Genomic DNA, 26,309 nt, shown 5'->3' with positions numbered 1-26,309 from the left:
GCATTGACCTCATTTAGCTTTGTGCTTCTTTTTTGAACTAGAAAGAAAGTAACGCCTCCTAATTGCCTTTCTATTAACCTTGGCAGAATTGCCAAGCCGCTCCTCAATCTTGCTTGTTGGTATATTTGAATGTTCAGGAATTTGAAAAGTGCCACATTCACTCTTATCAATGATAGCATTACGACTTATTATCTCTTGATTGAGCCTTTCGATAATTTTTTCCTTTTCTTTTTTCTCCATATCAGCCTGCTCCAGGGCCTTTTTCAATTCCTTTTCCAGAACTTCATTTTGATCGTAAAGCTCTTCAATTTCCTGATTTTTCTTGCGTCTTTCCCGTGCCACTGGTGATTTATCTGGATCAAAATTTTTAACCTCTTTAATGTAGATTGATATTTCTTCTGATTGGCAAATAAGATACTTGCATACTCCATCACTCCTTACTACCCAATCCGTCGAGCCATTAGCAACCAACGTCAAATTGGGTTTTGGTTCGTCACAGAACTTATCAATATCTATACTATTGTAGCTACTTTCTCTGAATTTCTTTTCAAATGGCTGAATTTCCACGTAGTCATATTTCTTACCCTTCGCTTCCTTTGTGATAATAATCCCTGCTTCATCGTCGTCAATCATATCAAAATACGCAGAGGGGTTCTGAGCAAACTCATTCATGTCAACTCGAGATACTTTCACAGCAGCACTCCTTTAAGGTTAAGGGATTGGGTTCATTCTACTTGTGTCAAATCAATCTAAATTTTCAAGGCGCAACTATGCCTCTAGATTACTTCCAGATTCGATTAAATTGAAAATGATAATGAGATTAAATTACTGCCAGATTGATAAACTGGTTCGTCAGGATTTGGTGACAGCCCGTATTTTATCTAGCGAAGCCTGAGCTGTATCTAGCAAAGCCTGCATTTTTTCCGCTTCTTGATTGATAAGATCATCAATCGACATACGATTCTGATTAATGGTCTTAAACAGCAAGCCATTCTTGATGAAGTGCAGCAACTTCTCATCCCCATCTTCATTGACGATGCGTTCCATAACTCTAATTGAACCCTCTCGTGGTTCAATAATTACGTTTTGCACCGTACTGATTCGATTTTTTACTATCAAGCTGACACCAAGATAGGTCACTAACCTCAACTTCTCGGCAGTCTTCTTCTTCATACTCATCCAGGTAACTGGATAGTATTGGCTCAGGACGTCATCACGTTTACATTTAGCGATCCTCAGAACCTCATATTCATTTGACTGACCATTACTGTCCTTGCGTGTAACAGTCACATACCGCCAATCAAAGTCATTTGGAAGGTCTTTGGCGACTTCATCAAAGTTTTCGGTTAAGTCACTCAGGGAAATCGTTTTCGGCGTGATCAACATACCCAGTTCCATAGCCATCTCGTACGCAGGAATTCTCCCATATTCACCAAGCACAGTCAACAATCAACTAGTGATTTTCATGCAGTACAAGCCTATGACATAGAACTACCCAGTCTTCCATGGCTTCAGATTCATCTTTCTTCTCGGACTGATGAGGGGACCAGTGAATTCGCCGCATCCAAACCCATCTCTTCGGATTCAGACTCCGAGCTTGCTGCACGATGCCAAACCACGACACCATTTTAGCTCTGCTAAACCGCATTGGAATGAATGGAAACTTCCAGTCTTTTGAGATCAACAACCTGAATCCAACTCCAGTGCAATCCTGGGATGCTCGATTATCATGAGGCTGTCGATGCTGAAGCACATTTCGTTCTCGGCAGTGGTCGTTTGTCGACTTCAATCGCGGTGCCTAAAAGGGGTGGAATTTACGCCATCGCCGTGGATGTGCCTAAATGGCCACCCATTCTATACATGGGTCAGACGCGAGGCTTTCCAGGGAGAGTCAGAACATATGCTGCTTTTACCAGACGAAGTATGGGGGTGTTCGGTGGCTATCGGGTCAAGTATGAGAAGGTACTCAAGCAGGCAGAAGAGCTGTCCAACAGCTGGACGTCTTAGAGTTCTCGGTTGCCGAGTCCCGCTTGATCAGATCTGGTGAAGGTGGCTGCCATGGCATGTGCCATAAGCGCCAAACTAACTAAGGGCGATTTTGGCTAGGCTTTGCGATCGAAAAATTTCAGTCATTTCACGCATGGTACAGGACTGCCACGCAAATCCAATCGATTGTGCAGGAGCGATACCTGGGCGATATATTGGCATCTGCGGCGGATTGGACAAGAGTCCCCCGCCTCCGGAAAGGTCGTAAGGGTCAATCGAATTCTCAAGTGTGGCAATCGCCATGAAAGCCACATCTTGCTCGGCCCAGCCAGCTTCTAATAGCTTATTGACCCCCGCCTTTATGCGCGCTAACCCTTGTTTTGTAAGTTTCTGCGGGTCGTTGCCGATTGATTCAAGTTTACGACTCAAGTCTTGGGCGTGGTAACCGCCAAAGCCCGTCCCCATCATCATCTCTTCTAAAAAATTACCCTTAACGGCGCGGGTCACTGGGCCGGACCAACCCAACTTTTCTGCTGCATTGACGACTGCAAAGATTTTTTGCTCGCTGACGCTTTTCAGGCAGGAAAAATATTGGCGCAACATCTCTGGGCTTACGGTTTCGCCGCTTCTGGATGGCAGGGCAAGTGCCTCTGCCAGTGCATCAATCGTTAAGCCAGAAATCTGTTTAATTTCCTTCAGAATATTTTGCAGCAAGGCTCTTCTAAACGTGCCTGCTTCCCCAATTGTAGGACGTCCCATTTGTGACCTTTTATTTTTGCGTGAAATTAACCAGTGGATTTTAAACAAAAAATTATTCATCCAAAATGAGTTTGTTACCTTTTTTGGAGGCTGATGTGAGAAAACAACGTGCAGAGTTGCCCGCTGAAGGTTTTGTTCGTTTAACACAGATCATTGGGCCGGGGGGGCCCATCCCTGTGTCGAAATCGACCTGGTGGGCAGGAGTGAAGAGCGGGCGATATCCGCAATCTGTGAAGTTGGGGCCGCGCATCACGGCATGGCGGGTCAGTGATATCCGCGCGCTACTTCAGGTGGATGAGGGAGTTGCAAATGACTAACGAGGATATGGAATACAGGCGTTGGCTGGGCAAGCGTCTTGAGCGCATGGCACGCAATCATCAATACGAGGCGGGAGTGGGGATGACGGGGCGAAAATATTGTCACTTTGAGTTGATGACAGCAACCGACTTGATGGAAATGCCATCTCTGGCATGGGTTGTGCAGGGCATTTTGCCCAAGACTGGTTTGGCAGCTATTTTTGGCCCGCCAGGCGTGGGGAAAAGCTTTCTGACACTCGACCTGTTGGCTGCGGTCGCCGATGGAGCGCCCTGGTTTTCCTATCCAACAGTTCGAGCACCAGTTATTTACGTAGCGCTTGAAGGCGTTGCCGGTTTGCAAAAGCGCCTCAATGCATACTGTATCCAGCATGGTGCGGTTTCAGGAAGTAATTTGCGTTTCATCACCGATTCTTTCAATCTCTTGTCAGGCGATGATCCAGATCGACTCATCGAAACGCTGAAAGCACATGGCGCGGAGGGGGCGGTTGTAGCACTTGATACATTGAACCGTGCAATGACTGGTGCGGATGAAAATAACGGGGTCGACATGAGCCGCGCAATTGCAGCGGCCAGCAAGATTCAACGTGAAGTGGGGGGCCTGGTATTGTTTATCCATCATGCAGGGAAAAACAGTGCTGCCGGACTGCGCGGGCATAGTAGTCTGAGCGGTGCACTTGATGTTGTGATTGAACTCTCTCGAGATCGTGAAGCACGTACCTGGAAGCTGGCCAAATGCAAAGACGGAGAGGATGGTCTTACCCATTCCTTTGCTTTGAAGGCGATTCAATATCAACACACGGATGGGATTCAAACCATTGAATCATGCGTGGTCACACCATTGATTGAGTCGAACGTGTGCCGCCGGGAGGGGCCGCTTGGTGCTGCGGCTATGATTGCATTGGAAACTCTTGCTGAGCTTGAAGTTGAGTCAGGTGTTGATTTGCGCGAGGTCTTCGATATTCATTGCCGAGATGGCGGGGTTGTTCTTGGCGTACTTGAGAAAAGTTGGCGAGAAAAAACCTACGCAGCCGCTATTTTCATGGCAATGCCAACTGGGGACGCACGGCGCATGGCATTCCGGCGTGCGAAAGATGCACTGGTACACGCCGGTATCCTAGCGGCTCAAGGTGACTATGTGTGGCGGATCTCAGGCGCTCTTTCAAGAGGCGTAGCGTAGCTTGGATAGCTGACTCAATATTCTCCCTGACAGGTCACTTGTTTTGAATTGGTTGTGACCCCGTAGCCGCGAACGAACACGAACACCCCCTAAAGGGGGTGTTCGTGTTCGTTCGGGGGGATAGTGACGCGTTGTGGCTCTTCCACTTGCTGGACTTATACTTGGGGCGCTGAGTCTTACTCAGGCTAGGAATCTACTGAAAACCGCATCCGGTCCTGGCTTGATATGCGAAACAAGCAACTTGGGTCAGCTTATTTAATTCCGCAGTTCATGTGATTTCAAAAAATTAGGAATTTCCTTCGGAATCATGTCGTGAAGCCCAGCGCGAATTCTCTCAAGATGGCGCTGTGTCACTTGGCACGATCAACTCGAAAGGAAATAAAATGTCTTCAAAATCGACAACGCGTTCTACATCTACTACCCCGATGACCGCTGGTGCCGCAGCACGCATTCAAAGTGCCACAGCAAAGTCTAATGGCGGGACCGTATCCAAGGGAAGCTTTGCCGCTCGAGCCCAGAGCACGGTGGCTAAGAGCAGCAAACGCTAATAGGGAGTGAGCGGGTTTCCCGCTCTCATCAACATGACTACAAAAGAAACCGCAATTCCCCGTCTTGGGCAAGCATTAAGAACCGTAATCAAATTCGGGGGGTACCGTAGCTATCTTGTTGAATGTGGCTTAGACAAAAATCTGGATGATCTGGCAGCGGAGGCCCGAGACCGACAAGCTTCCGCCTTTGATGTAATGCGAGACATTGAAGATGCCTGTACCAAGGCGCTTGCCGCAGATTGTGGGTATGAGTGGGCTCAGTTCTTTGAGGGTACGTGGATTAAAACACGCGAAGCATTGCAATTCCTGGCTCAACACGTTGATATCTCTCCTCTGCCACTTAATCAAGGTAGCACACTCTTTCAACAATACTTTGCCATGCCCATGCTTTCGGGCTTCTTGGGTTTGGTCGTTCGTCACCGAAATGGCGGCAGTGTGGATGCCTGGCTGGATGGCCCTTTCAAGAGCTGGCTTGCATTAGCCGCCAGCCGGACATGCATTGCAGAGCAAACCCTGCTGATCCGACTAGCCAATGAGCTTGATGCGGACCCAAGAACAATTGAACGTTGGCTAGCGGGCGAACCAATTGGCAAGCTGGTTTGGCCGTATGCCCCGAAGGTCAAGGCAATTCTCGGTTCAGGAGTGACGGAGTCCGATTTGCATTTTCTAACGGGATGGCTACTTGTCGCATGCGCTCTACAGTCAATTTCCTTTGAAATCCGGGAGGGCGTTCGACGGGACTACGTTTTTCGGAAGCAACATCCATGGACTCTCGCACAGACGGTGGATACTATGAATAGGGCTGCTCTGAACCCTGATAATTGGCCTCCTGCGGCGCTGCTAATCCCGCTACTTCAGGAGATTGAGCAACTTTTCGACATTCGACCGCACGATGCATTGGCGCTGCAAGAAAATCTAGAGCAACTTCGGCAACTGATTCGGCGATCCTCTGCGCAATTCAAGACCTCCTTTCAGCCTGTCCACGATTGGTTTTTGGCAAGAGGTGAAGCACTGCTCGGCAAACGAGAAGCAGCACTTCGACTGTATGCCAGTGCAGTGGATGGTGCTTGGTGGTGTGTGGGACAAAATCAGCATCCAATCCTGAATGAGGCCTTGTTGTACGCAGTTGGCGTTGGCGACAAGAATGCCGCCAATGCGTATTGGGACAAAACCTTCATGCTAGGCTTGAATCGAGGCCCTAAGCGTCCGCTAGATGATCAAGAAACGCGGCGAATTGCTTTCGCCTTTGAGCAGAAGTTTTACCCGCAAAAGGCAAAGGACCGAATTCCTCCGGCAACGGAATACCGTGGTCAGGACTATGCCTTCCATCTTGGTACTCAACATCTGGCAAAACCAAACCAGAAAACTAAATATGCCGAAGGCCGCACGAGAAGAACACCACTCATGGTGGCGATTTTTGAAGGAACACTGGGCGAAGTACAGCAATTGATTGCCGCTGGTGGCAACCCCAATGATTTCATCCCAGAATCTGGCGAAGGCCCTTTGTCCTACGCGATGCGTCGCGCCTGTGATCGCAAGGATACGATCATCATGGAATATTTGTTGGGATTGGATCTGACACCAGAAACTGTTAACCGGCCCGCGTCCACCATGCGTGAAACGCCTCTGAAAATTGCCATTGAAATGGCCAATGCACCCGCCGTAGCTCGCTTGATTGAGCTTGGAGCCAACGTTGAAGCACCTTGTGACTACTGTCCTTCCGCATTGTGCTATGCGATGTCCTTATTTCATGGCAGTTTACACAGAAATGATTACTCGCAGTCGCGAGCATTTTTCGCAGGCAAAATTCGGGGAGATGTTTACGATGCCAAGAAGGGGGGCGTGCTTGATGCCGACCTTGCTCATTGCCGACATGACCTTCTGCGTAAACTGAAAGCATCCGACCGTAACCGAAGACTATGGGAGGGCGTGCGCGATTACTTCATTCGTCCAGCAGCCGATCATCGGGCCGTCATTCAGGCCCTGCTTATTGGTGGGGCCGATGCTAACAGGCGCTACCGTGTTGAAGAACATGATGTGGCGGAATGGACGCCAACGCTTTTTGCTGCACAAACAGGGGATCTGGATGTTTTCAGAATGCTCGTTGAGCATCCAGGGGGAAATCATGGAGATCCAGATATGACCTTGATGCGCCCCAAAAGCCTAGAACGCTTTGATGCATTGTGGGTTGCAATCGACCATGGTAGGCATCCTATCGTGTCCTATCTGATTGAACGGGAAAAACAACATGCCCGAGACCCGCTTACGCCCTAAGTTTTTGGCAAAAACCTTCTGTTCCATGTCGGGACTATTCTCCCTCTAAAACTGATCCTCAGGCTCCAACACAGCCATCGAGGATCAGTCATGCAATACAGCAAAAATAAAGACATCAACCAACTCATCAAGGGAATGCTGCGTGCTGGATGGCATTTCGAACGGGGGCGCCACGGAAAATTGCACCACCCCACTGGGTTTGGTTTCGTTACATTTGCAAAAACGCCAAGCGACCATAGATGTCTTTTGAACATCCGCCGTGACATTCGACGCTTGGAGCAGAAGATTGCTTGCACTTCGCCGTGATTCCTCGATTCAGCATTAAAACTAGTCGTATTCAGGGCACTTTCTCGTTTACTTTCGATTCATGACCACCGCTTGACGGTCCGCCTCTTACCGACGTGTCGCACAGCCTTCTCGCCCCGCAAGGGGCCACTTCGCTTCGTCCTCACCCGTTCGCATTCGCTACGCTCCTTTGCGCTGCGGCTTCCAGGCGCCCCCTTGCATGTCTCGCTGTCCGTTCTGTTGCCCCGTTGAGGCGGCTCCGACAAGCAGATGTTCCACGACATGAAAGGCGAGATCATGAAGACAGCAAATGCAATTTTCCAGCAGCAATTGATATGAACGAGGGCGCTGCCCTCGAACTCCCGGAGGCTCACCCACAAGCAGATGAGCAAGGCGATGCGCTGATTGCAGCTGCTTTGGCCGTTTTAGAAGCGCGCGCAGCTTACAGCAAGGACAGCCAAGTCTTTAACCGACCAGATGATTTTCGGGCGTTCTTTCGGCTAAGGCTGGGCATGGGGGAGCGGGAAGAATTTCACGTCGCATTTCTGACTCATCGTCATGCGTTGATTTCCTGCGAAACAATGTTTCTTGGTTCGCTGGCTCAAGCGAGCGTGCATCCGCGTGAGGTCGCCCGTCGTGCCCTGCAGCTGAATGCAGGCGCGGTAGTGTGCGCGCACAACCATCCGAGTGGTGATTGCTCGCCATCCGCAGCAGATCATCGCATTACCGACCGTTTACATGCAGCACTTGACCTAGTGGAAATCCGATTGCTCGACCACTTTGTCGTCACCGCACATGATGCCGTATCGCTCGCTGAAGCTGGATGGCATCCGCGTACAGTTGAATTTTGACCTCGCTAAAACCGCAAGAGCTCTCGCGATATGCTTTCGTTAGATGCATGTCGCGAGATCATGTTACCAAGCAGGTCCACGAGCGCGCAGCTCGTGGACGAACCTGCCACCACCGCTACGCTGATCGCGACGCAAGACGCCTCGCGGCTTTGCTGCGATCTGGTTGACCTGCTGGGGCAGATCCAGGTTCAACTACCGCCCCCGCCTTTTCCGCGCCTTGCGGCGCTCGGCTACCCGCCTTGCGGGGCTGCGCCGCTGGATCTGCGATCTTCGCGCCTAGTGCATGCTGCCGCATGCATCTCGCTGGACGCTCGACCTCCATCAACATTGGCGCTTATGCGCCTCGTTGATGTCCATTGCCTCTAGGCAATGCCTCAAGGCGGGTAGCCGAGCGCCGCTGCGCGTCTTCGGCGGGGGTGGGCTTCGCCCCCCGTGCGCGAGCGCTGGCCTTGGGGCCAACTTTCGCTCGGCGACGCCATCTTCGCTGGCTGCCGGCTCATCCGCTTCGGCGCCCCCTACCCTTCACCCGACGCCGTGGGCGGCGTGCGGGTTGCGGGAAAGACACACAGCACACATCTCCGCGCTAATTTTCTTCACTCTGAATTTCGGACTTGGTTGGACTTATTTAGATTTTCCTGGACGGCCAATTCATGCGAATATCTTTATAAATCAGAATGTTATTGTTATTTTTATCTTTATGACTGAATGTCTCGAGGATAGGATGGAAGCGTCTCTCACCAATCCGTATCGCCGAGGTCAGCTATGTTGGACGCCATTCTGTGGATTCCCAAACAGATCATTTTTTCGCATTACGTCGTATTGCTCAACCTGTGCTATCCGCGCACAAAGCTGGCCCAAATCGAGGTCAAGTGTGATGCGTTTCACGAGAAGCTGTTTGGCAAAGGGAAATGATATGCAACCAATTTCCCCAAGTTTGCATTTGCCCAGCAATTGGCTGCCATTGTCAGGGATTATGGCCGGGCTGTTCACGCCCGCAGCAGTTGAAACCTTTTGCCGTGAGGCGTACCTAAAAAGCGAAGTCCTTTGCTATGCAAGCAGTGCAGGTATCGCTGGATTAGCCATTGTGGAATTCGGCGACAATTACGATCAGATTGACGCATGGATATGGGTTGCTGCATGTGCCGTCGGTTTGGGTTTGGCGGTAGTTTGGTACCGCTTCTGTAGCCCGTGGCTTAGCCATAAGCTTGTGTTTTTCACTCGCCCTAGCGAATCAGTACGCAGTGGTCGCACCGATGTCAGGAGCGTCACTGCAACTTTGCCTCCACCACGCAAGCCGTCTGACCCACGGGAGCATTACCGCGGCGGAGCGAACGCAGATTTTTTCATGGGCCTAGATGTCAGAGGCAAAGCCATTTACTGGAAAGGGCCACTGCCTCATGTCAGCGTTGTAGGCACCACGGGCTCGGGCAAAGGACGCAAGCTTCAATGCCTGAGCACACAAAGTATCGGTAGAAAAGAACTTCTGGTTTACCTCGATCCAAAAGATGACGAATGGGCACCGCATGCCGTATTTGCGGCCTGCGTCAGATACGTTGCTGATTATCACTTTCTTCGTCTGCTACCGGGGTCGCCGTATCAAATCAACTTAATTGAGGGTGCATCGGCCGATGAAGTTGAAGAGCTTTTCGTTTCGGCCTTAGATCTCGGTGACACTGGCGCGCCGTCAGATTTCTACGCCGCTAAAAATCGGAAAGCTGCACGCGCTGCAGCGATGTTGGCGGCTGCTCAGCAACTCACGCTTGCAGAATTGCATCAGCACTTCGAAACCGACGAATACTGGATTCAAGAGGCACCGGGTTTTATCGACAAGCTGGGTGAATTGGCGCGACTGCATGCAATCAATGCACCAACCTCGGCATTTTCGTTGGCAAACATGATACAAAATGGCGGGGCAATTTACGTGGTGGGGTCGATGACCTTGCCATCTGTTCGCCGTGCGCAGCAGATGATTTTTGTCCGAATCCAGCAACTGGCGTCTGCAAGGGACCGGCTTGCGGGCGATCTCAAGACCGTGTGCGTGGTCGCAGATGAAGCCAGATATCACTTAAGCCGCCCCATCATCCAGGGTCTGGCCGCATCACGGGACAAAGGCATGCGCGTGATACTCGCATACCAAAGTTTTCTGGACTTGCGCGATTGCCCGGCTGGACTCGACCCGCAGATGGTTGCAGCCACCATTATCGAAAACACGCCCTGCAAACTGGTTTACCGCGTTGAAGATCCGGATACAGCAGAATGGTTGGCGCGGCGTTCGGGGACCATTCTCGTCGATGATCCGACCATTTCTCTCAAACGCAATCCAGGCTTAGGTGAAACCTCCGATGGCGAACGTTCCGTGCGACAGGGAGAACATTATCTTTTTGACACCAACAAACTCACCAACCTGCCGTCCGGCTGGGGCCTGCTGTTTGGGCAAGGTATCGCCAAGGCATGTTTTGTCAGTGCCCTTAAGGTTCAAAAAAGCCGCCACGCGATTTCACCGACACTTGCGCCATCAAATGGCAACCAAGATGTGAGCGGATCACCTGAGCATCTAACAGTTCGTTCTATCAACGGACAGCGCAAGATTCCTGACTTTTTCTCGCTGGAGGATCAGTGAAATGAACGATCACACAGCGAGCGAAAATCAAGGGGAAAAGGTCACGATCTCAGAGAAGACAATTGCCGGCGGCACGTCCAGCAATCGCCGTACAAGGCAGAGTAAACATTTGATCGCCGACCCTGCCAAACGCATGGCTCGCGCGGAGGAAAAGCGCCGAACTGCACTTAGATTCCTACGCGATGAAATCTGGACAACCGTCGATGTGATCTCACATCTATTAGCCATCGCCTACCCAGCTGCCTATGCGCTGATGAAACAACTAAAGCAGGTTGGGTATGTAAATTCGGGTACGGTTTTCATCCCCAGTCACCGCGGAGTGGTTCGCAGTGTCCTATACGGTATCACCGCACAGGGACTGGCATATGCATGGGATCTATCAGAAGACCCTGAGCAACGTTCACCGTGGGAATCATCTAAGATCAGCCCTCTTTTTGTGCCACATCAAATTGCGACGCAGAAAGCGCGCATTCGGGCCGAAAAACTGGGATGGTCTGCCTGGAAGCCGGCACGGATGATGATGGGAACCGGTTTGTCCAAAATACCCGATGGCGAAATGATCAATCTCGAAGGGCAATGCATTGCCGTGGAAATCGAGCGCGAAATCAAGACAGACAAACGTTATGAGGCCGTTCTGGGCGCTTATATCGCTCTGATCAAGAGGGACCGGAGATGGTCGCGAATCGACTACCTTTGCCCAGACCAAGAATTTGCTGCCCGATTGGCAAGAAACTTCGGACGACTGAAACAGCTGAGGCTTGAAGGAAAAAACGGCAAGGCTACGCATGTTGGCGAACTGTCACAGGCGCACCTTGATCATTTCCGATTTTACGTCCTTGATGAATGGCCCGATGGTGCATATATCACTGCAAAATTAAAGGTCACTCCATGAACAAACCTTTTCCGATCACTCGCTTTATAATTTCTATCCTTTTCCACGGATGTCGAATGTATTTTTCATTGCCAATGTGGGCAATGCTCTTAATCGCGCTGACTGCGTCTCTAATTTACTGCCACTACATTTAAGTAAAAGCGAGGCACCTTCTGGCTCGGGCTCACCGTACTGGTCAATTCAATAATCAACCAGAAGCTTCCCTCGCCTCATGACATGATCAAAGCTATACACATGCTCACGCGGCGAATTCTCACACGCTCCAATTATCCGCCCCATGAATCTAATGCGCCCAGCTCTCAAGCGTATTTCACCACCGCATATCGGACAATTGGCCCCATATCGAATCAACTTCAAAACCGCCGGCTGCCCGGGGTTCTTTCCCCAACTCACAATCAAATCGCGCTCTTCATTTTGTAGCCATCCTGGCGCAAGTGCTACCCTTACCGCAGGAAGCGAAACAACAAATTTAAAATGATGAACAAAGAATAAAATCAATGCTGCATTGAATAAAATACTCACATCATCCAGCTTATGTTTCAGATAAAAAACCTGAATCAAAATCAGGACGCCAAAAAGTACAGATACCCCCAATAGAAAAACCAACCACAAAACTGTCATCCACTTACCTACCCCCTCAAGCCTCATCCCCAATCTAAAAACATTTATCAGCCTACCTTTTGCTATTACATCATCTTCTCGATAGGTTACATATGGAAATTTTGAGGGATCCGGCAAACAGTCCGAGCGAGTAGAAATATTTATTTCAGGAATACTTTCAAATTCAATTCCGTACAGACTTGGGTTTCCTGGTCCACCCGTACTCTCAAATTTAAAAAGGCGAATAGATTCTGCAAATCCTTTTTCCGATAGTCTTTGCTGTATGCCTGATAACTTTTCATCAAAACATTTTTGAAGATCTTTGAACAACTCCCTTGCAAATTTTCTGATCCTGTCAGGATCAGCAGGTTTGGCAGGGCTACCCAGGCAGCCGGTCGCCGCTTCTAGTTCCATTTCTTCTACGATTTCGACCCCCTGAAATCCCTCTCTTTCAGGATATTTCCTGTACAACCGAATGAGGGCTCGCAAAAGCGATGCGCACTGCATCCGCTTTTTGCCTTTCCACTCTGCGCTAGCATTTTCAAAAAAAATCAACAACTTGAAATCTAACCGAACCGGTTTCAAACCGGTTTTCACCCTGTTTATCCATCACTTACCTCGTCAGACTGAGTTCCGTATATCAACACCTACTTCAAAGGAAGACAGTATATGGAACTTTCATGCACGCTTCAGTACTTCGCACTAGATCAGGCCGGCAATTCCGTTGCCATTCAAGATGTACCACGCGGATTAGCCTGTGAATGTTACTGCCCCGCATGCGGACATAGTCTGGTTGCCAAAAAGGGAAATGTGAAAGCTTGGCATTTTGCGCATGCCAGCGGATCAGACTGTGCATCTGGTGCAATGACTGCGCTTCACCTCGCCGCACAGCAGATGATAAAGAGCGAATCAAAGATGATGCTTCCAATTCTTAGTGAAACTTACTCCTCCCGTGCATTAAATGACGCATTGGTTAGTCGTACAGAGACTCAAAATGAACGACTCATTCACTTTGAGGAAGTTACGCTCGAAAAGCATCTTGGCGATATTAGGCCTGACGCAATAGGCATTGATGAAATAAGCCGATACTTCATCGAAGTCGCAGTAACTCATTTTGTGGACGAAGAAAAGCGAAATAAAATAATCCTTCACAATGAACCAGCACTTGAAATCAATCTAAGTCTAGTTGAGGTAGACACATGGGATACCCTCCATCAAGCCGTCATTTCGGGCGTGGAGTACAAGAACTGGATTCATCATCCAGACCTAGAAGTAATGCAGACACAGGCAAAGCGCGCAGTAGAAATTGAAATTCAGGCAATCAACAGTAAATTACAGAATTCTCAAAAATCATCTTCAACCATTAATTCTAAATGGAGTACGGCATATTCTTTTGGAATGGCAAAAATATACCTAGACGAATTCGAATATCACATAAGAATTAGACAAATTAATTACATCCACAACACCACATTTATTCCAATACATAAGTTAATTTATTCACTAGGTGGGCAGCGAACTGGGGATCGCTTTTGGAAAGTACCTAGAAATAAAAAGGAACAATTAATATCCGGATTAAATAAAATTTGCACCGCATTCTGGCAAGCACCCTAAAGTATCTGCTATTCAGGGCCGGATCAGGGAAATTAGCAAATTGATTCCCCAATAGATCAAAACAACTCCCCCGACACCGGCCCGCTTGCCGCCTTATTTCTCGGCGCCAACGCTGCAGCCCTAACCACCATCCCCTCCGCCGGAAACAACTTCAAAAACGACCTCGCCACCTCCGGATTTCGGCACCCCAGCCAATCGTCATACTCCCACTCCGGCACAATGACCAGCGACCGCTTTTCGTCATCCGGCTTGTGAAACCGCTTCATCACCGGATGATCATCCGCATTGATGGTGATCTGCGTGAACGCATAGCAGAGACTGCCATCCTGCTCCTGCCACTCCCGCCAGAGTCCGGCGACAGCAAAAGGTGCATCGTGTTCTAGTCCGATATGCCAGCGCACCGCTTTGCCGGATTCGTAGCACGGCTCGTAGAATCCCACCATCGGTACCAAACACAACTGTGCACTCCGCCAGAAACGGCCATAACTGCGTAACTCACCAATCGTTTCCGCGCGCGCATTCATGGTGCTAAAGCGCTTCACGCCGGGCGGGATGTGTTGCTTTGGTACAAAGGCATAACTCGCCAGTCGCGCTTCCCGCTTTTGCCCATCTCCCAGAATGATCGGCGCCTGATAGTCCTGCCAGGCCTCACTGCGCCAGTCAGGGAATTCCGCCTGAGTCGGCACGCCGAAATGTTCAATCAATTCTTCACGGGAAGTCGGACGGTAGTTTGTGCACATGTTGATTTGCGATATATTTAGAGAACGTACGTTCTCTTTCTATAATTGACCGGTGTATCCGTTATTTCACAGGAAGTCCCATGAGCCAGCAAGCAACTTCAGAAGCCGTGCAGATCCGACATAGCGGAGTGTCGTTACCACGTCAGTGCGAGCATGACGTCGTGCAGCTGATACCCGGTGCAAACACGGTACGTCTACCCATTGCCAGCAGCAAGATCGCCGCAGGCTTTCCATCGCCTGCCGCCGACCATATGGATGAGGACATCAGTCTCGACGAGATTCTGATCGAGCATCCGGCCTCGACGTATTTTGTCCGGGTCAAAGGCGAGTCGATGAAGGACGCGCACATCTACGAAGGAGACGTGCTGATCGTCGATAAGTCACTCACCCCACGGCATGACGACATTGTAGTGGCCGTGCTCGATGGCGAGATGACGGTGAAGCGTCTCTACCTGCGCAACGGCATTGTCCGCCTCGTGCCGGAGAATCCGGATTTTCCAGTGATCGATATTCAGGAAGGACAGGAGTTGACAGTATGGGGTGTGGTGACATCGACTATTCGGCGTTTCCGTCACGCCTAGCGCTGATTGATGGCAACAACTTCTACGTCTCCTGCGAGCGGGTGTTCAATCCCAAGCTCGAAGGCAAAACCATCGTCGTGCTCTCGAATAACGATGGCTGCGTGGTGGCGCGTAGCCAGGAGGCCAAAGCGCTCGGTATCAAGATGGGCGTGCCGTGGTTTCAGCTAAAAGAACTCTGCCGCCAGCATCCGATTCAGGCCTTCAGTAGCAATTACGCGCTTTATGGCGACATGAGCCAGCGCATGATGTCGGTCATCGGCCAGTTCAGCCCGGAACAAGAAGTCTATTCGATCGATGAATCCTTCCTCGACCTGAGCGGATTCCCGCATCTGGACCTCAATGATTACGGTCAGCAGATTCGCGCCCGAGTAAAACAGTGGGTAGGCATTCCCGTGTGCGTCGGCATTGCCCCGACGAAAACCCTCGCCAAGCTGGCTAATCATTTTGCAAAGAAGCGGCCAGCTTTGAATGGTGTCTGCGATCTAGCATCGCTTCCGGCGAATGAAATCACTGCCATCATGCGCGAAACGGATGTCAGCGAAGTCTGGGGTGTTGGCAGACAAATGAGCGCTCAACTCAACCGCATGCAGATCATGACTGTGGCCGATCTACGCGCTGCTTCGCCTAACTGGATTCGCCAGCAGTTCTCAGTTGTACTTGAACGCACTGTGCGCGAGTTGCGTGGAGAGACGTGTATCGGCATGCAGGATTCGCCGGAAAAGCGGCAGCAGATTCTGTGTAGCCGCAGCTTTGGCACCTATGTATCTGATCTGACCTCGCTTCAGGAATCCGTATCCACCTACATCGCACGTGCCGCTGAAAAGCTGCGGTCGCAGCAATCCATGGCGCATACGCTGAATGTCTTTATCCGGACCAATCCGTTCAGCCAGAAGGAACCGCAGTACAGCAAGGGAATTACTGTGCCGCTGCCAAGTGCCACGGACGATACGTTACTGCTGACGTACTATGCGCTGTTTGGGCTGGAGCGCATTTTTAAGGAAGGCTTCGCATATCAGAAGGCGGGGGTGATGCTGATGGATCTGATTGACCGGAGTCAGGCGCAGCCGTCGTTGCTGGATGATGTGGTGGAGTTGGAGCGGCGTAAACGGCTGATGACGGTGATGGATCGGATTAATGGGGAATTCGGGCGTGGTTCAATTCAGCTGGCGAGTGCCGGGGTGAAGCCGATCTGGCGGATGAGGCAGGATCGGCGGTCACCACGGTATACGACGAGGTGGGGGGAGTTGGTGGGGGTGTGACTGAATGTCGGCCATTGCTGACATTCGAGAATCCCACACCCTGCAGCTGATTTAAGGAGCTAAACAGAAGCTCGAAATAGTGCAGAAACAGGGGGGATTCACTTGTCCAAAAATGGTGACGGATCAGAGTTGAATATTTCGAGTTGTTGGATCAGCGCCCAGCGCACCGAATCAGGAAATCGGTAAAGGTCGTCAGCGATGGCCTTTATATATTGTGATCCACGGTATTCACGTGAGACCCGCTTTAACACCCGGGGGCCATCGCCAGCCCGGCTGGCGGCTAGCAACAAATCAGCGGGCGGCCAAGACGAGCGCATGTATGCATCGACTATGTCCTTGCGCGCCGTTCGACATCGATCCCAATCCTGGAAGAAGAAAGACGCAAACAGCCCTGGCGGCGGATCTTGTTCTGCTCGCAATTGTTTATAAATAACAGGGAAGGCTGCCACGACCAGAGGACTGTGTGGTCCATTGACGTTTCGAAGTGCATAAGAGAGTACGGTTGCGGCTGCGCCGATTTGTGCTTGTTGGTTAACGTCACCGGATTCGGCAAGGAGACAGGCCCACACTTCGATAGCCTGGGCACTCAGATAATTGCCACGGCGGTTGACCAAGCGATCCGTGAGCACTCCAATGTGCGAGATGATTTCGTGACGTAGCTGTCCCTTGGTTTGACCGAGCAGCGCTACATTTTCGCCAATCTGGTTGGAGTTGATCTCAGGAGATGTTGCAGCAAGGACGATTTGATAGGTGTCGACATGGTCAGCTAAGACTGCAATGACGTCCACCAATCGTGGGGTGATCGACGGGCCGCCCTCGGCAAACCCTCTAAACAACATTGTGTGTACAAGGTCGGATCGAATAGTTTCGGCAACATAAGGAAGTATCTCGTTTCCAGCTCTAAGCAGTTCCTCGACATTCAATTGTCCTGTCACTAGCAGGCGTCCAATCTGAGTTGCTGCACGGGAGGAATTTTGTCTCAGCTTATCGACGAGGAGGCGAGTAATGTCAGTTCGCCGCGTGATTGCTTGAATTGAGTGCTCATCGCTGTTTTCCAGTAACCTAGCGAGCAGTTCAGTCATACGTTCAGAGTTCAAACCTCTCTCCAAACATACCCAGTTAACGTCGGTTTCATCGAGCCGTAAAGTGCTAGCGAGGAAACGATTGGACTCGTCGGTCTCTTTAGTCGAGAGAATCGCCTCGCGTAGCGCTTGGAGTCTCTCTTCACCACGGGCGGCGCGCCAAAATGGTTCATCGAAGGCCTCGACGGAAAATTTGGTCTTTTCCCAAATGAGCGAAACAGCCGCAGCAAGTGCCAACGGGCTCATCTCCGCGAGAAGCGGCTCTAATAGGGGCGCCTGGGCCGCATTGTCGAGCCTAGGAAGGAAATTCCTTCGTGCCCTGCACCTCACGCTGGCGTCACGAATGCTTAGGGTGTTGACGATACTCTGTATCCATTCGCTACTGGCCATGACATCAACCGATCGTGCTACCGAGGCAGCGAATGCGGGGCTGTAGGCAAGTAGCAGGCAAAGCGTTTGTCTGCTGAGTTTTTCAGCCACATCACGAAGGACTGGGATATCTTGGCTTGCCAACCCATTTCCTAGGCCAGTAGCAATCAAAGCCGGAACAGGGCGAGCCTCATCGCGTTGAGCAGCAAAAAAATGAACTGTGGCAGTAAAGTCCGCTTGCGTCAGTGCAACAGCGCCGTCTCGAATCTTGCGAATTAATGCCTTGGGAGGCAATTGCGGGGAAAACTTTCCAAGGAGCGCAATTAGGAAAGTCCAAGCTTCGCTCGGCCGGAAATGAGCTACTGCCAATTGGACACTAGCTTCCGTCAAAGGAAGCAACTCATCAGAAGCATCCCGAAAGGTCATCCCTTGTGAACTGAGGATGTCGAGGAGGCCGAGCACGGCAGAGGGGGAAGTCTTCGATTTTTCGAGCAGTTCGTTCCATAGGAGAACCAGCCGTAGCGCCGTTTCATCCCCCTTCCGGTCGGATTTCATTGCGCCAAGCGAATCCAATCCCGTAAGACTAGGCTCCGGTGAGCAGAAGACTCGCTGGGCCGTTGCGTCGGTCCATCGATGGCGTGATGTACCAGAAGACGTGCCACCCTCAATTCGTCGCCCGGCCCAGTCCGTAAAGCGCGGACGGGCGGCTTTCGGAGCAAACAGGAGGTCGAACAACTTAGACTCGTGCAGTGTCCTAGGGGATAGGGCGAACGTACATATGGAGAAATTGCTTCGCAAGGCTGGCCACAAGGCGGATAGCAGGCGCAGCGCAATAACTTCAGCCTCCGGTACATCGAACATCACTGTTGCTTGGCGGCTCTCCAAAAATATTGCTTCGAACAGTTCAGCAATGCGCCGGTCATTGACAGGCGGTAGCGTTTTACCCAAGAGCTTTATGTATTGAGGTTCGATGTTTAGTTCGTTCGGGGATATCGGCGTCATCCATTGGAGAAGTACCGCCGGGGATGTCATTGTTGCCCAGTCGTCCATGGGGACGATTAGACTTCGCGTCAGAACACAACCTGCGCGGGGCGCATCCAAATCTTGCCATGTCCGGGCCAACACATAGTATTTCCGGCTTGGCAGAGGATAAGCGGTTAGGTATGGTTCGAAAGTCTCGCTGGGCCGGAGGGGGCCGGATATATCTGACAAGCGATCGACTACATCTTGATCCGTACTCGCGAGTTTGAGCGTTGAGCCCAACAGCTCGTGTCCGTAGCGGTAGCCGTGAATCTGCTGGTCAATCCGAATCTCGGTCATGTTTTTTGCAGTGGCTCGACCAACCAAGCAACGGGATAGGTCAAATCTGCTTCCTCCATTATCTTGTCATCCAATTCGAAGACACAGTGCCCAGCATGCTGAAGATCGCCATTCTCAAGAAATTCTGTACGGAATTCCTGATCCTCGAAGTCGCCACCGACAATAGTGACGCCGAATGCTTTGACTTCCACTCTCTCAGTATCCGCCAATTTACCCACGAAAAGTGGGTATTCGGTTTGCAGGTAGGCCATCGGACCTGCAGCCCGTAGCTCCGCATCGAGTAAATCCCAAGCTGTAACGACGATTGCAACGCGAGGGAGTGTACCTTCATTGCACGGCTGCAGCGTGTATTCCAAAAAACGCAGCAGTTCGCACAACATCACTTGTGTCGGAATTTTGTGGCTTTCGTCCTCGACCGCCGGATGCAGCTTCAAGAGCCTTTCTGCAGTCACCCAATCAAGCGGAGTCACGTTTTGATTGGACAGCACCCTGACAAACAGCAACGCTCCAACTGAGCGTTGAAGTTGCTCCATCCATTCTTCGGAAATCTCGAAGGTCTCTACTGCAGATTTCCATAATTCGCCGGAAACATCCGGAACAACGATACTGAACCCATCGACATCACTAACATCAGTTCGTTTGACTGGAACCACAAAGTTGTGCCGACTAACTGCCAAGCTTTTGTCGGAACGCGGTGCGAAGTCTCCATGCATCAAGTGTTCGAGCGTTTGTTCCACATACTGGATGTCAGGTGGAATTTCGGGAGCTGCCAGCCTCCCTTGTCTTGCGCGTAGTGCAGCCCAAAGTCGCCCAAGGTAATTTGTTTTGCCGGAGTCTGGTGCGCCAACCAGCACAATTGAATTTGCCTTCAAAACGTCGCTCCCAATTTCCGAAACCGCAAAACAGATCGATGTCCGTCTCGACCTTCTTCATCTTCCCAAAATTTGGTTAGGGATTCCTTCGGGCTGACCGTATGCAGCAGCAAATCGGAAATCCCTGTGCCCGCATCAATTTCCGCGCCGTCGGCAAATGATGCCAGGTGCGCAATTCGCAGTTTGATGCCGAGCGAGGCTGCTTCATCTACCAGTTTCTCGAGCGTGTTCTCGGCGGGTTTGCCCAAATCGAGCCGCGTGATGACCAGAAGGACTGGAGGCGTTACAGGAGAAAGGAAGGTTGCGACCCGCTGGAGTAGCAGACGCGCTCGGTGGATTGCATGCATACGGCTTGCTGTCTCAATGAGATTTCTGCCGTCGAGCATGATCCATAGGACGTCCGCCGATTTCAAGAAGTCGAGCCGGTCAACCCGGTTGTTGTCGATGAGGGTGTTTGTCCATTCCCCTGGCAGATCGGGCAAGAGCAGATCTACGCGTTGACCAGTTGCGTCAGCGCGCAGGCGGAGATGCAGGTATCCAGCCGCCCGCTCGTCGGCGAGTTTCGTGTGGCTGGTCATCTGCTCGGGAATATGGCCGTTGTCCCAGCGCCTGGCACCTCGAGCGATTTCTTCAAAAGCGATTAGAGTACGGCTATCGCAGAACTCAAAGCCATCTAACTTCGCCCGACCTAGCAGCAGGTAGAGGCTGACCAAGCAGGCGGTCTTTCCCGCATCCGGAGCTCCGAGGATTCCCACGACATGACAATAGCGCTCGGACATTAAGTTCCGAGTTTCATCGGGCGAGAGGGTGAAACTGGACGGAAATTTTGGCTTTACCTTGGGTGGTTCTAGACGGGTGGTTAGCTCCGCCTCGATGTCGAGTTCGCCGTCGCCAAGACTAACCAGAGTTCCGATTTTCTCGGCGCAGGTTGCAGGATCGTTGTTGAGGAGGCACTTGCCTGTCTGGGCAACGGTGCACTCTGGACGGCCACATCCCTCTTGCATAATTATTCAGCCCTATCGTTGGCACGCACAAACAATATTGAAGTTTCTAGCAACGCTCGGGCGCCCCAGTCACGCAGCGAGCGTTTCTGATTGGAGCCGTCAGCGGATGTTCTTCCTGTCTGCAATGCATGAAGCAGCGGGAATACTTCAGGGAATTCCGAAAGCCACTGCCGATTGGCAAATGCCGAGAGTAGTTTTTCTTTTTGAGTACCGATGGCCTCGATCAATTCAGGTAGGTTTAAAGGCTCAGCGTCTTCGGTAATATTCCGAAGCGCAAGATGCTTGTGAGCCGACGCAGGCAATTTTCGTAGAGCACGGCCAATCTCGATTCCGCAGGTTACGGCGGCGGTGGGAGCGGACAAGGTGGATAACCTCATATCTAGGAGGCCACTCCAGTCCCCTAGGGCCCACCAAAGGAGATCGAGTTCTTCTCGGTCAAGGTCTGCATTCGTACGTAGCGCCTCAATCGTCGCTTCAGTACCTGCCATAAAGTCCTCTTTGAACTGGGCGATATCATCCTCTTGGGACTCATCCTCGTCATCACTTTCGTCTCCACCCTCGATGGAGAAGTCGGGTACTTCCAAGCGCCTACGGCTGTTCTCACCCGAGGCAAGAACTAGAGCCTGAGCCTTGGCCATCAATTCATGGCGCAGCGCTTCAAGTTTGGGCTCGGACCGGGATGGTTGAAAGGAAAGTGCCGACCATACCGCTGCAGCCCAAGATTCGTTTGACGATTGAAGTGTGGCACCGGCTTCGTGATTTTCCAGGCGCAGGCACATGGCAAGGAGCAGACAGATCAGGACTTCCAATTCGTTTCCATCCCGATCAAAAGCGGTACTGCGTTCCTTAATCGCAGCTTCAACTTCTGTAGCCAAGGTCGTACTAAGCCTATTTGGGTCAATCACTCCGGCTGCAACGCTACTGGCCAATTGAAGAATTTCCGGCAGGCGACCTTTCTTGCTAAGGGCGGCAGTGAGTTTCGTGATCGCGGCGGTACGCTTATCGACGAGATCGTCCGATGGGTCAGTGATAAAGATGCGGATGTGTTTCGCGATATTAACCATGTTCCTTGCCCTCCTGTTTTATGTGTTCGGCTTCGATCTTATTGATGGCTACCTCAAGGTCATCGAGGCGGTTAGTGCGCTGCAGGGAATCGAGGATTTGTACCTCGATACTATGCGTCAGAAGTTCCCGCCAGTCGTCCGGCAAGGCATTCAAGTCCACTAGCACACGCAAGCGTTGGGCGCCGCTCAGGTCACGGAAGAATCTCAGTCTCAGAAGCGAGAATTTCGCCGGCATTGACGGCTCCTTTCTCACTTCGATGACTCCCGCCTCTTGAACAACTGGCACCGTAACCGTGGGTTGCATGGTATCAGCCGCTTTCGTTGGCATCATAGAGGGCACCCGACTTGCCTGGCGGAAGTTTGGACATCCAAGGAAGTATCGAGGCTGCATCTCGTCTAGTCGGTCTTCATCGGTTCGGAAGTTTTTCTTGTCTTCCGACCACACTCTGGGATGGACGATTACGATCAAAGCATCGGTTTTGGCATCCCAATCGAACTCCAGGATATTGTAGGTGTAAGTAAAAGTCTCGTCGGCGGTGGGTGGAACCGTCGCACCTGCTTGAAGAAGCATCAGATCGCAGCCATCTTCGATGGAGTCGACCTTGACCGACGGCGAATGCTCGTGGCCGGTGATAAATACCCGAGCTCGATTGGATAGATATTTCTGTGCGTCCTCAGAATCCTGAAGCCATCTCAGCGGATGATGCGCGATGACCACCAACTCTTCACCGGGAGTGAGCGGCAGCACCCGCTGACGGGCACCAAGAAGAAGTCTCCCTTCCTGGTCCTTATTGCCGCAGGTAAGAGCGGTATTCATCCCTATAAAACGCAAGGATCGACCCGGTGCGAGTTGGACGATGCGATTACCGGTAAAACCTCCTAGGTTGTCAAGCGGTGATCCGTAAGCCTCGGCAAATGGTTGGTAGGCCGAGAATCTTGCGTACAGGAGCTCACGATCCATTTGCGAACTCAGAAACCTGTCTAATTCTGACTCGCCTTTGTCAGCAATCTCTTGAAGCATCCAAGCGGTTGCCGCCGAAATCCTATCACGGTCGATATCGTGGTTGCCAGGAACCACTTGTATATCGGTAATTGCGCAACCGGCGGCATTCGCGACCCGGTCGAGCCATTTCCCCGCATCAGCATATTCGTCATGCTTGCCCGCGTACGCGATGTCCCCGGAAATGATTATCCCCCTTGCTATACCTTCGGGAAGCTTCTTGACTTCTCGTTCAATATCCTCGACTAAGCGTTCTTTGGCATCGTTGTGGATTACAAGCGTGCCACCCTTCTCCTGTCCGAAGTGGATGTCCGATAAGTGAATAAAAGCAATCGACATACATCATCACCGATATTAAGTTTTTAAAAGAAGTGCATAAAACATGGAAGTTTTATATCAAGGATATTACCTGTCATTTCCTCTTATTCACAACGCCCTCAAATCCTAAAATTTACTTCGAAGAGGAGGTTAGCATGGGAGTTACATAGCTTTTTTCGTGTCGGCTCAGCGTTGGGAATCAACTAATCACCGGCCGGTCAGCTGAGCAGCCACCACCGGCAGCTAAGACTCTGACGTTTCGTACGGTATTGCACACCTTCACCGATGGTATTGAGACTATTGAAAGGGCCATTGACGCCGGCACTTGAGACCAAACTGACCGAAATTCGCACGAAGTTCGATGTGGCACATCTCCTTTCTCTCGGACGCTTTTATGAGCGATTATGCCCGTAAGTGAAAACTAACAGCGGGTTTGCCACGATAATAAATGGAAGACTTTTGACGGAATCCAGCATGGCTACCCACAAAGCTAAAGTTGGGATAACCCCGACGGGTTTCCTGTCATGAAGCAGTTCACGCCATGTTCGAACTCATGACAAAGCGTTACTGTCCAAATTCGCTCGCCTTCCTTGCGGTACCGATCCGATTAAATGACCGAAGGAAGGCTGCGGATTTCTAATCTTTCTGGACGTTGAACAATTCTGCAACGCAATGGTTGTCGTTGCGTCAAGAATTTTGACTAGATGATTTCGATTGTTACGGCATGCTAGGGCTTGTTGACTGAGTATTGTCTAGAGTCTTGGCGGCCTCATAAGCGTTCGCTTGAGCCGCCTCAATCGCGGGCGCGGTCGGCGCCTTGAAAACGGTGTCGTTCCGCGCCGCCAAATTAGCTGCCAACCCGTCTGCTCCAGCACGCCCCGCAAAGTACCATCTCTGCCCTAGCTTCATAAGCTCCCCGATCAACGTTTCCGCAGTTGGTGCATTGACATGCAACCAGTTCTTTCCGGCACATATGTGTTCGATCCGCAAAAGGTCATGAAGACTCCCAAGTTCATCCCCGAGATTCAGCTTGCCGCCAGGCCAGTCACTGCACCATTTGTTTCCAGCAGCCGGAAATTTGGGGTCAGCGGTAGCAAATTTTTGACGCAGCTTTGAAACGACCGTTTTCAGGGGCACATAAAGTGCGTTGCCGTTGACCTTGTCCCACCCCACATAATGAACCCAGTTGGCATCGCTTCCGCTAGCGACCTGTCCGTCATTTTGGGTGAATATAAGGTTTAACAGCTGAAATCCCCCAGGGATTGGCATTTTGTCCTGCATCTTCTCTGGCGCAGTGAGGAACTCATAGAGCTGGCAATTGGCTCTATTTCTCAGCCCCAAATCTGCTCCATCCCTCCTATAGGCGCTCGCTGCCCGCCCCACATCAAGCATGCCCTTTGAGTCCAAACTCTTGGCTTGAAAAAAAGCCAATGCAAAGTAGACCTGAGCATCCGGTCCTTCAAACTCAACGGCCAGACCAAAATCTCCGCCACTTCGGGACTCTGCGGCCTTTCCTTGGATACCCCATTTCAACTCGGCAAGATTCGCATCTTGGCCTCCTAACGCCCCGAGAAGATGGAAAGTGCTCAACGAAGAACTGAGAAAGCCTATAAGGGAAGCAGTTCGTTCCTCTTCCCCAATATCGAGAGGAACAACTATCTTAGAGGTTTCGTCAGCTTGATATGCAGTTCCACGTAATGTCGTCTCAAACTGTTCCAGGGCATAACGCATAGCCACATCGAAATGTGACTGACCGGGCAGAAAAGGCACTGCCCAGTGCCGGGCCAACTGTTCAACTGCATGATCTACGAGAGACTTTGTCATGACAGCATTTCCTTTATTTTTTTAAACAGTCAGTGGCCATATTTCGTAGAAATTGGGGAACTGACCTATCGCCGCTTAGCTGATTAGATTGAGGGAGTCATCGTGGATGAAGCGGGCTATCTGTCAATCCTTGACTCAGGCGTCGCAATACCTTCCCTCTCGATTAGTCGCCTACCCTTTCCCTCGCTTTGCAGAAGGCCGGCTACAAAGCTAAAATACCTCATGGACCTGCAATGTTGCGGTCAAGTCCGCTATGCACCAATCGTTCAATGAGTTCACCTCGTGGTGGAGTAAGTTTGACGACCTAGAAATACCTTCGCCTATTGAGTGGGCTCAATCCGAAAATCAGAATATTGCGGCGGCTCGGGCACGCTTGGATCAGGCTCGCAAAGGAATTTCGATTGCCCGTACGTCGGCGCTACCGTGAGTAAGCGCATCAGGACAGAGTAGCCATCCTAACGAACAAACATTTCCACTAACAAATGGTATGACCATTAATCCCCAGCTAAGCACTTTGCGGGTAATCGATCTGTTTGGAAATGTGTGACGTTAGAGATTGAACGGATGGTGACCAGCAGCAATGCTGCCTGACAATGACAGTTGGATCAACTTCCGTTCAGGCCGAAAAACCGACGACAACCAGTACAAGCCTTCGAACCCGCACATAATTTATTACCTCTAAGTTGAGCACCTTCATCAAGACGCCAGCCAAGGCAAAATCTAATCACATGAAGTTAGTTGCAGATCCTAACGCTGTTCAATCCTGCAGCGACAAGCAAAGTACGTCAATTCCATGTCATACCCCCTGTCATACCCAGCACCCCAAAAACGACAACGGGCTACAACCTTTCAGTTGTAACCCGTTGATTATTCTGGCGCACCCAGCAGGGATCGAACCTGCGACCTTCAGCTTCGGAAACTGACACTCTATCCAACTGAGCTATGGGTGCATT

23 protein-coding genes and 1 tRNA gene are annotated in these 26,309 nt (G+C 51.0%); 12 read left to right on the top strand and 12 right to left on the bottom strand.

The features are described from left to right. Nucleotides 1-9 precede the first annotated feature (9 nt). Nucleotides 10-672, bottom strand: a complete 663-nt coding sequence (locus tag KSF73_09905) for a hypothetical protein (GenBank protein ID MBV1776026.1) — start codon at nucleotides 670-672, stop codon at nucleotides 10-12. A 180-nt stretch (nucleotides 673-852) separates the two neighbouring features. Continuing rightward, nucleotides 853-1,398, bottom strand: a complete 546-nt coding sequence (locus tag KSF73_09900) for a hypothetical protein (protein ID MBV1776025.1) — start codon at nucleotides 1,396-1,398, stop codon at nucleotides 853-855. A gap of 318 nt (nucleotides 1,399-1,716) precedes the next feature. On the opposite strand from KSF73_09900, the gene KSF73_09895 reads away from it, so the two are divergent. Beyond that, on the top strand, nucleotides 1,717-2,007 hold the full coding sequence (locus KSF73_09895) for a hypothetical protein (GenBank protein ID MBV1776024.1): 291 nt from the start codon (nucleotides 1,717-1,719) through the stop codon (nucleotides 2,005-2,007). A gap of 75 nt (nucleotides 2,008-2,082) precedes the next feature. Here KSF73_09895 and KSF73_09890 read toward each other — a convergent pair whose 3' ends face one another. Beyond that, nucleotides 2,083-2,892, bottom strand: a complete 810-nt coding sequence (locus KSF73_09890) for a hypothetical protein (protein ID MBV1776023.1) — start codon at nucleotides 2,890-2,892, stop codon at nucleotides 2,083-2,085. Between KSF73_09890 and KSF73_09885 the strand changes: the two genes are divergently transcribed. The 8 genes from KSF73_09885 (at nucleotide 2,811) to KSF73_09850 (ending at nucleotide 11,709) form a co-directional block, all read left to right on the top strand. After that, nucleotides 2,811-3,062 carry an AlpA family phage regulatory protein gene (locus tag KSF73_09885; protein ID MBV1776022.1) on the top strand — a complete coding sequence of 84 codons (252 nt, stop codon included), beginning with the start codon at nucleotides 2,811-2,813 and terminating at the stop codon, nucleotides 3,060-3,062. The genes KSF73_09890 and KSF73_09885 overlap by 82 nt on opposite strands. Beyond that, the gene (locus KSF73_09880; GenBank protein ID MBV1776021.1) at nucleotides 3,055-4,239 is read left to right on the top strand and encodes a helicase RepA family protein; all 1,185 of its coding nucleotides are present in this window, start codon (nucleotides 3,055-3,057) and stop codon (nucleotides 4,237-4,239) included. Before KSF73_09885 ends, KSF73_09880 begins: the two co-directional genes overlap by 8 nt. A 581-nt stretch (nucleotides 4,240-4,820) precedes the next feature. Then, entirely contained in the window at nucleotides 4,821-7,061 is a 2,241-nt protein-coding gene (locus KSF73_09875; protein ID MBV1776020.1) for an ankyrin repeat domain-containing protein, read from the top strand. A 90-nt stretch (nucleotides 7,062-7,151) separates the two neighbouring features. Next, nucleotides 7,152-7,367, top strand: coding sequence for a hypothetical protein (locus KSF73_09870; protein ID MBV1776019.1), 216 nt, complete (start codon nucleotides 7,152-7,154; stop codon nucleotides 7,365-7,367). A gap of 314 nt (nucleotides 7,368-7,681) precedes the next feature. After that, on the top strand, nucleotides 7,682-8,197 hold the full coding sequence (locus KSF73_09865) for a hypothetical protein (GenBank protein ID MBV1776018.1): 516 nt from the start codon (nucleotides 7,682-7,684) through the stop codon (nucleotides 8,195-8,197). 762 nt (nucleotides 8,198-8,959) lie between these two features. Then, on the top strand, nucleotides 8,960-9,109 hold the full coding sequence (locus KSF73_09860; GenBank protein ID MBV1776017.1) for a hypothetical protein: 150 nt from the start codon (nucleotides 8,960-8,962) through the stop codon (nucleotides 9,107-9,109). A 1-nt stretch (nucleotide 9,110) separates the two neighbouring features. After that, nucleotides 9,111-10,817, top strand: coding sequence for a TraM recognition domain-containing protein (locus KSF73_09855; GenBank protein MBV1776016.1), 1,707 nt, complete (start codon nucleotides 9,111-9,113; stop codon nucleotides 10,815-10,817). Between the two features lies 1 nt (nucleotide 10,818). Further along, a complete protein-coding gene (locus KSF73_09850; GenBank protein MBV1776015.1) occupies nucleotides 10,819-11,709 on the top strand; it encodes a replication-relaxation family protein in 891 nt (296 codons plus the stop codon). A 180-nt stretch (nucleotides 11,710-11,889) separates the two neighbouring features. On the opposite strand, the gene KSF73_09845 is transcribed toward KSF73_09850, so the two are convergent. Then, a complete protein-coding gene (locus KSF73_09845; protein MBV1776014.1) occupies nucleotides 11,890-12,906 on the bottom strand; it encodes a hypothetical protein in 1,017 nt (338 codons plus the stop codon). A 72-nt stretch (nucleotides 12,907-12,978) separates the two neighbouring features. On the opposite strand from KSF73_09845, the gene KSF73_09840 reads away from it, so the two are divergent. Next, nucleotides 12,979-13,923, top strand: coding sequence for a hypothetical protein (locus tag KSF73_09840; protein ID MBV1776013.1), 945 nt, complete (start codon nucleotides 12,979-12,981; stop codon nucleotides 13,921-13,923). Between the two features lie 56 nt (nucleotides 13,924-13,979). Here KSF73_09840 and KSF73_09835 read toward each other — a convergent pair whose 3' ends face one another. Next, nucleotides 13,980-14,663 carry an SOS response-associated peptidase family protein gene (locus tag KSF73_09835; protein ID MBV1776012.1) on the bottom strand — a complete coding sequence of 228 codons (684 nt, stop codon included), beginning with the start codon at nucleotides 14,661-14,663 and terminating at the stop codon, nucleotides 13,980-13,982. Nucleotides 14,664-14,743: 80 nt separating this feature from the next. Here KSF73_09835 and umuD point away from each other — a divergent pair, with 80 nt between their 5' ends. Together umuD and KSF73_09825 are read left to right on the top strand one after the other, a co-directional pair. Continuing rightward, complete coding sequence (umuD, locus tag KSF73_09830) at nucleotides 14,744-15,244, top strand: translesion error-prone DNA polymerase V autoproteolytic subunit (protein ID MBV1776011.1); 501 nt, start codon at nucleotides 14,744-14,746, stop codon at nucleotides 15,242-15,244. Then, complete coding sequence (locus KSF73_09825; GenBank protein ID MBV1776010.1) at nucleotides 15,199-16,503, top strand: Y-family DNA polymerase; 1,305 nt, start codon at nucleotides 15,199-15,201, stop codon at nucleotides 16,501-16,503. The genes umuD and KSF73_09825 overlap by 46 nt, the downstream gene beginning before the upstream one ends. Before the next feature lie 98 nt (nucleotides 16,504-16,601). Here KSF73_09825 and KSF73_09820 read toward each other — a convergent pair whose 3' ends face one another. From KSF73_09820 to KSF73_09790, 7 genes are all read right to left on the bottom strand, one after another. Continuing rightward, nucleotides 16,602-19,004: a hypothetical protein gene (locus tag KSF73_09820; protein ID MBV1776009.1), complete on the bottom strand. Its 2,403-nt coding sequence runs from the start codon at nucleotides 19,002-19,004 to the stop codon at nucleotides 16,602-16,604. Between the two features lie 266 nt (nucleotides 19,005-19,270). After that, a complete protein-coding gene (locus KSF73_09815) occupies nucleotides 19,271-20,146 on the bottom strand; it encodes a hypothetical protein (GenBank protein ID MBV1776008.1) in 876 nt (291 codons plus the stop codon). Continuing rightward, nucleotides 20,143-21,150 carry a hypothetical protein gene (locus KSF73_09810; GenBank protein ID MBV1776007.1) on the bottom strand — a complete coding sequence of 336 codons (1,008 nt, stop codon included), beginning with the start codon at nucleotides 21,148-21,150 and terminating at the stop codon, nucleotides 20,143-20,145. Before KSF73_09810 ends, KSF73_09815 begins: the two co-directional genes overlap by 4 nt. Before the next feature lie 2 nt (nucleotides 21,151-21,152). Further along, nucleotides 21,153-22,214, bottom strand: coding sequence for a hypothetical protein (locus tag KSF73_09805; GenBank protein ID MBV1776006.1), 1,062 nt, complete (start codon nucleotides 22,212-22,214; stop codon nucleotides 21,153-21,155). Further along, nucleotides 22,207-23,553: a metallophosphoesterase gene (locus KSF73_09800; protein ID MBV1776005.1), complete on the bottom strand. Its 1,347-nt coding sequence runs from the start codon at nucleotides 23,551-23,553 to the stop codon at nucleotides 22,207-22,209. Before KSF73_09800 ends, KSF73_09805 begins: the two co-directional genes overlap by 8 nt. Before the next feature lie 696 nt (nucleotides 23,554-24,249). Next, nucleotides 24,250-25,356, bottom strand: a complete 1,107-nt coding sequence (locus KSF73_09795) for a hypothetical protein (GenBank protein ID MBV1776004.1) — start codon at nucleotides 25,354-25,356, stop codon at nucleotides 24,250-24,252. A gap of 873 nt (nucleotides 25,357-26,229) precedes the next feature. After that, nucleotides 26,230-26,306, bottom strand: a tRNA-Arg gene (locus tag KSF73_09790). Nucleotides 26,307-26,309 lie beyond the last annotated feature (3 nt).

Source organism: Burkholderiaceae bacterium DAT-1 (assembly GCA_019084025.1).
GTDB lineage: Bacteria > Pseudomonadota > Gammaproteobacteria > Burkholderiales > Chitinimonadaceae > DAT-1.
Note: the sequence above shows the minus strand (reverse complement) of the source record. Positions and strands in the feature narration are given on the sequence as shown.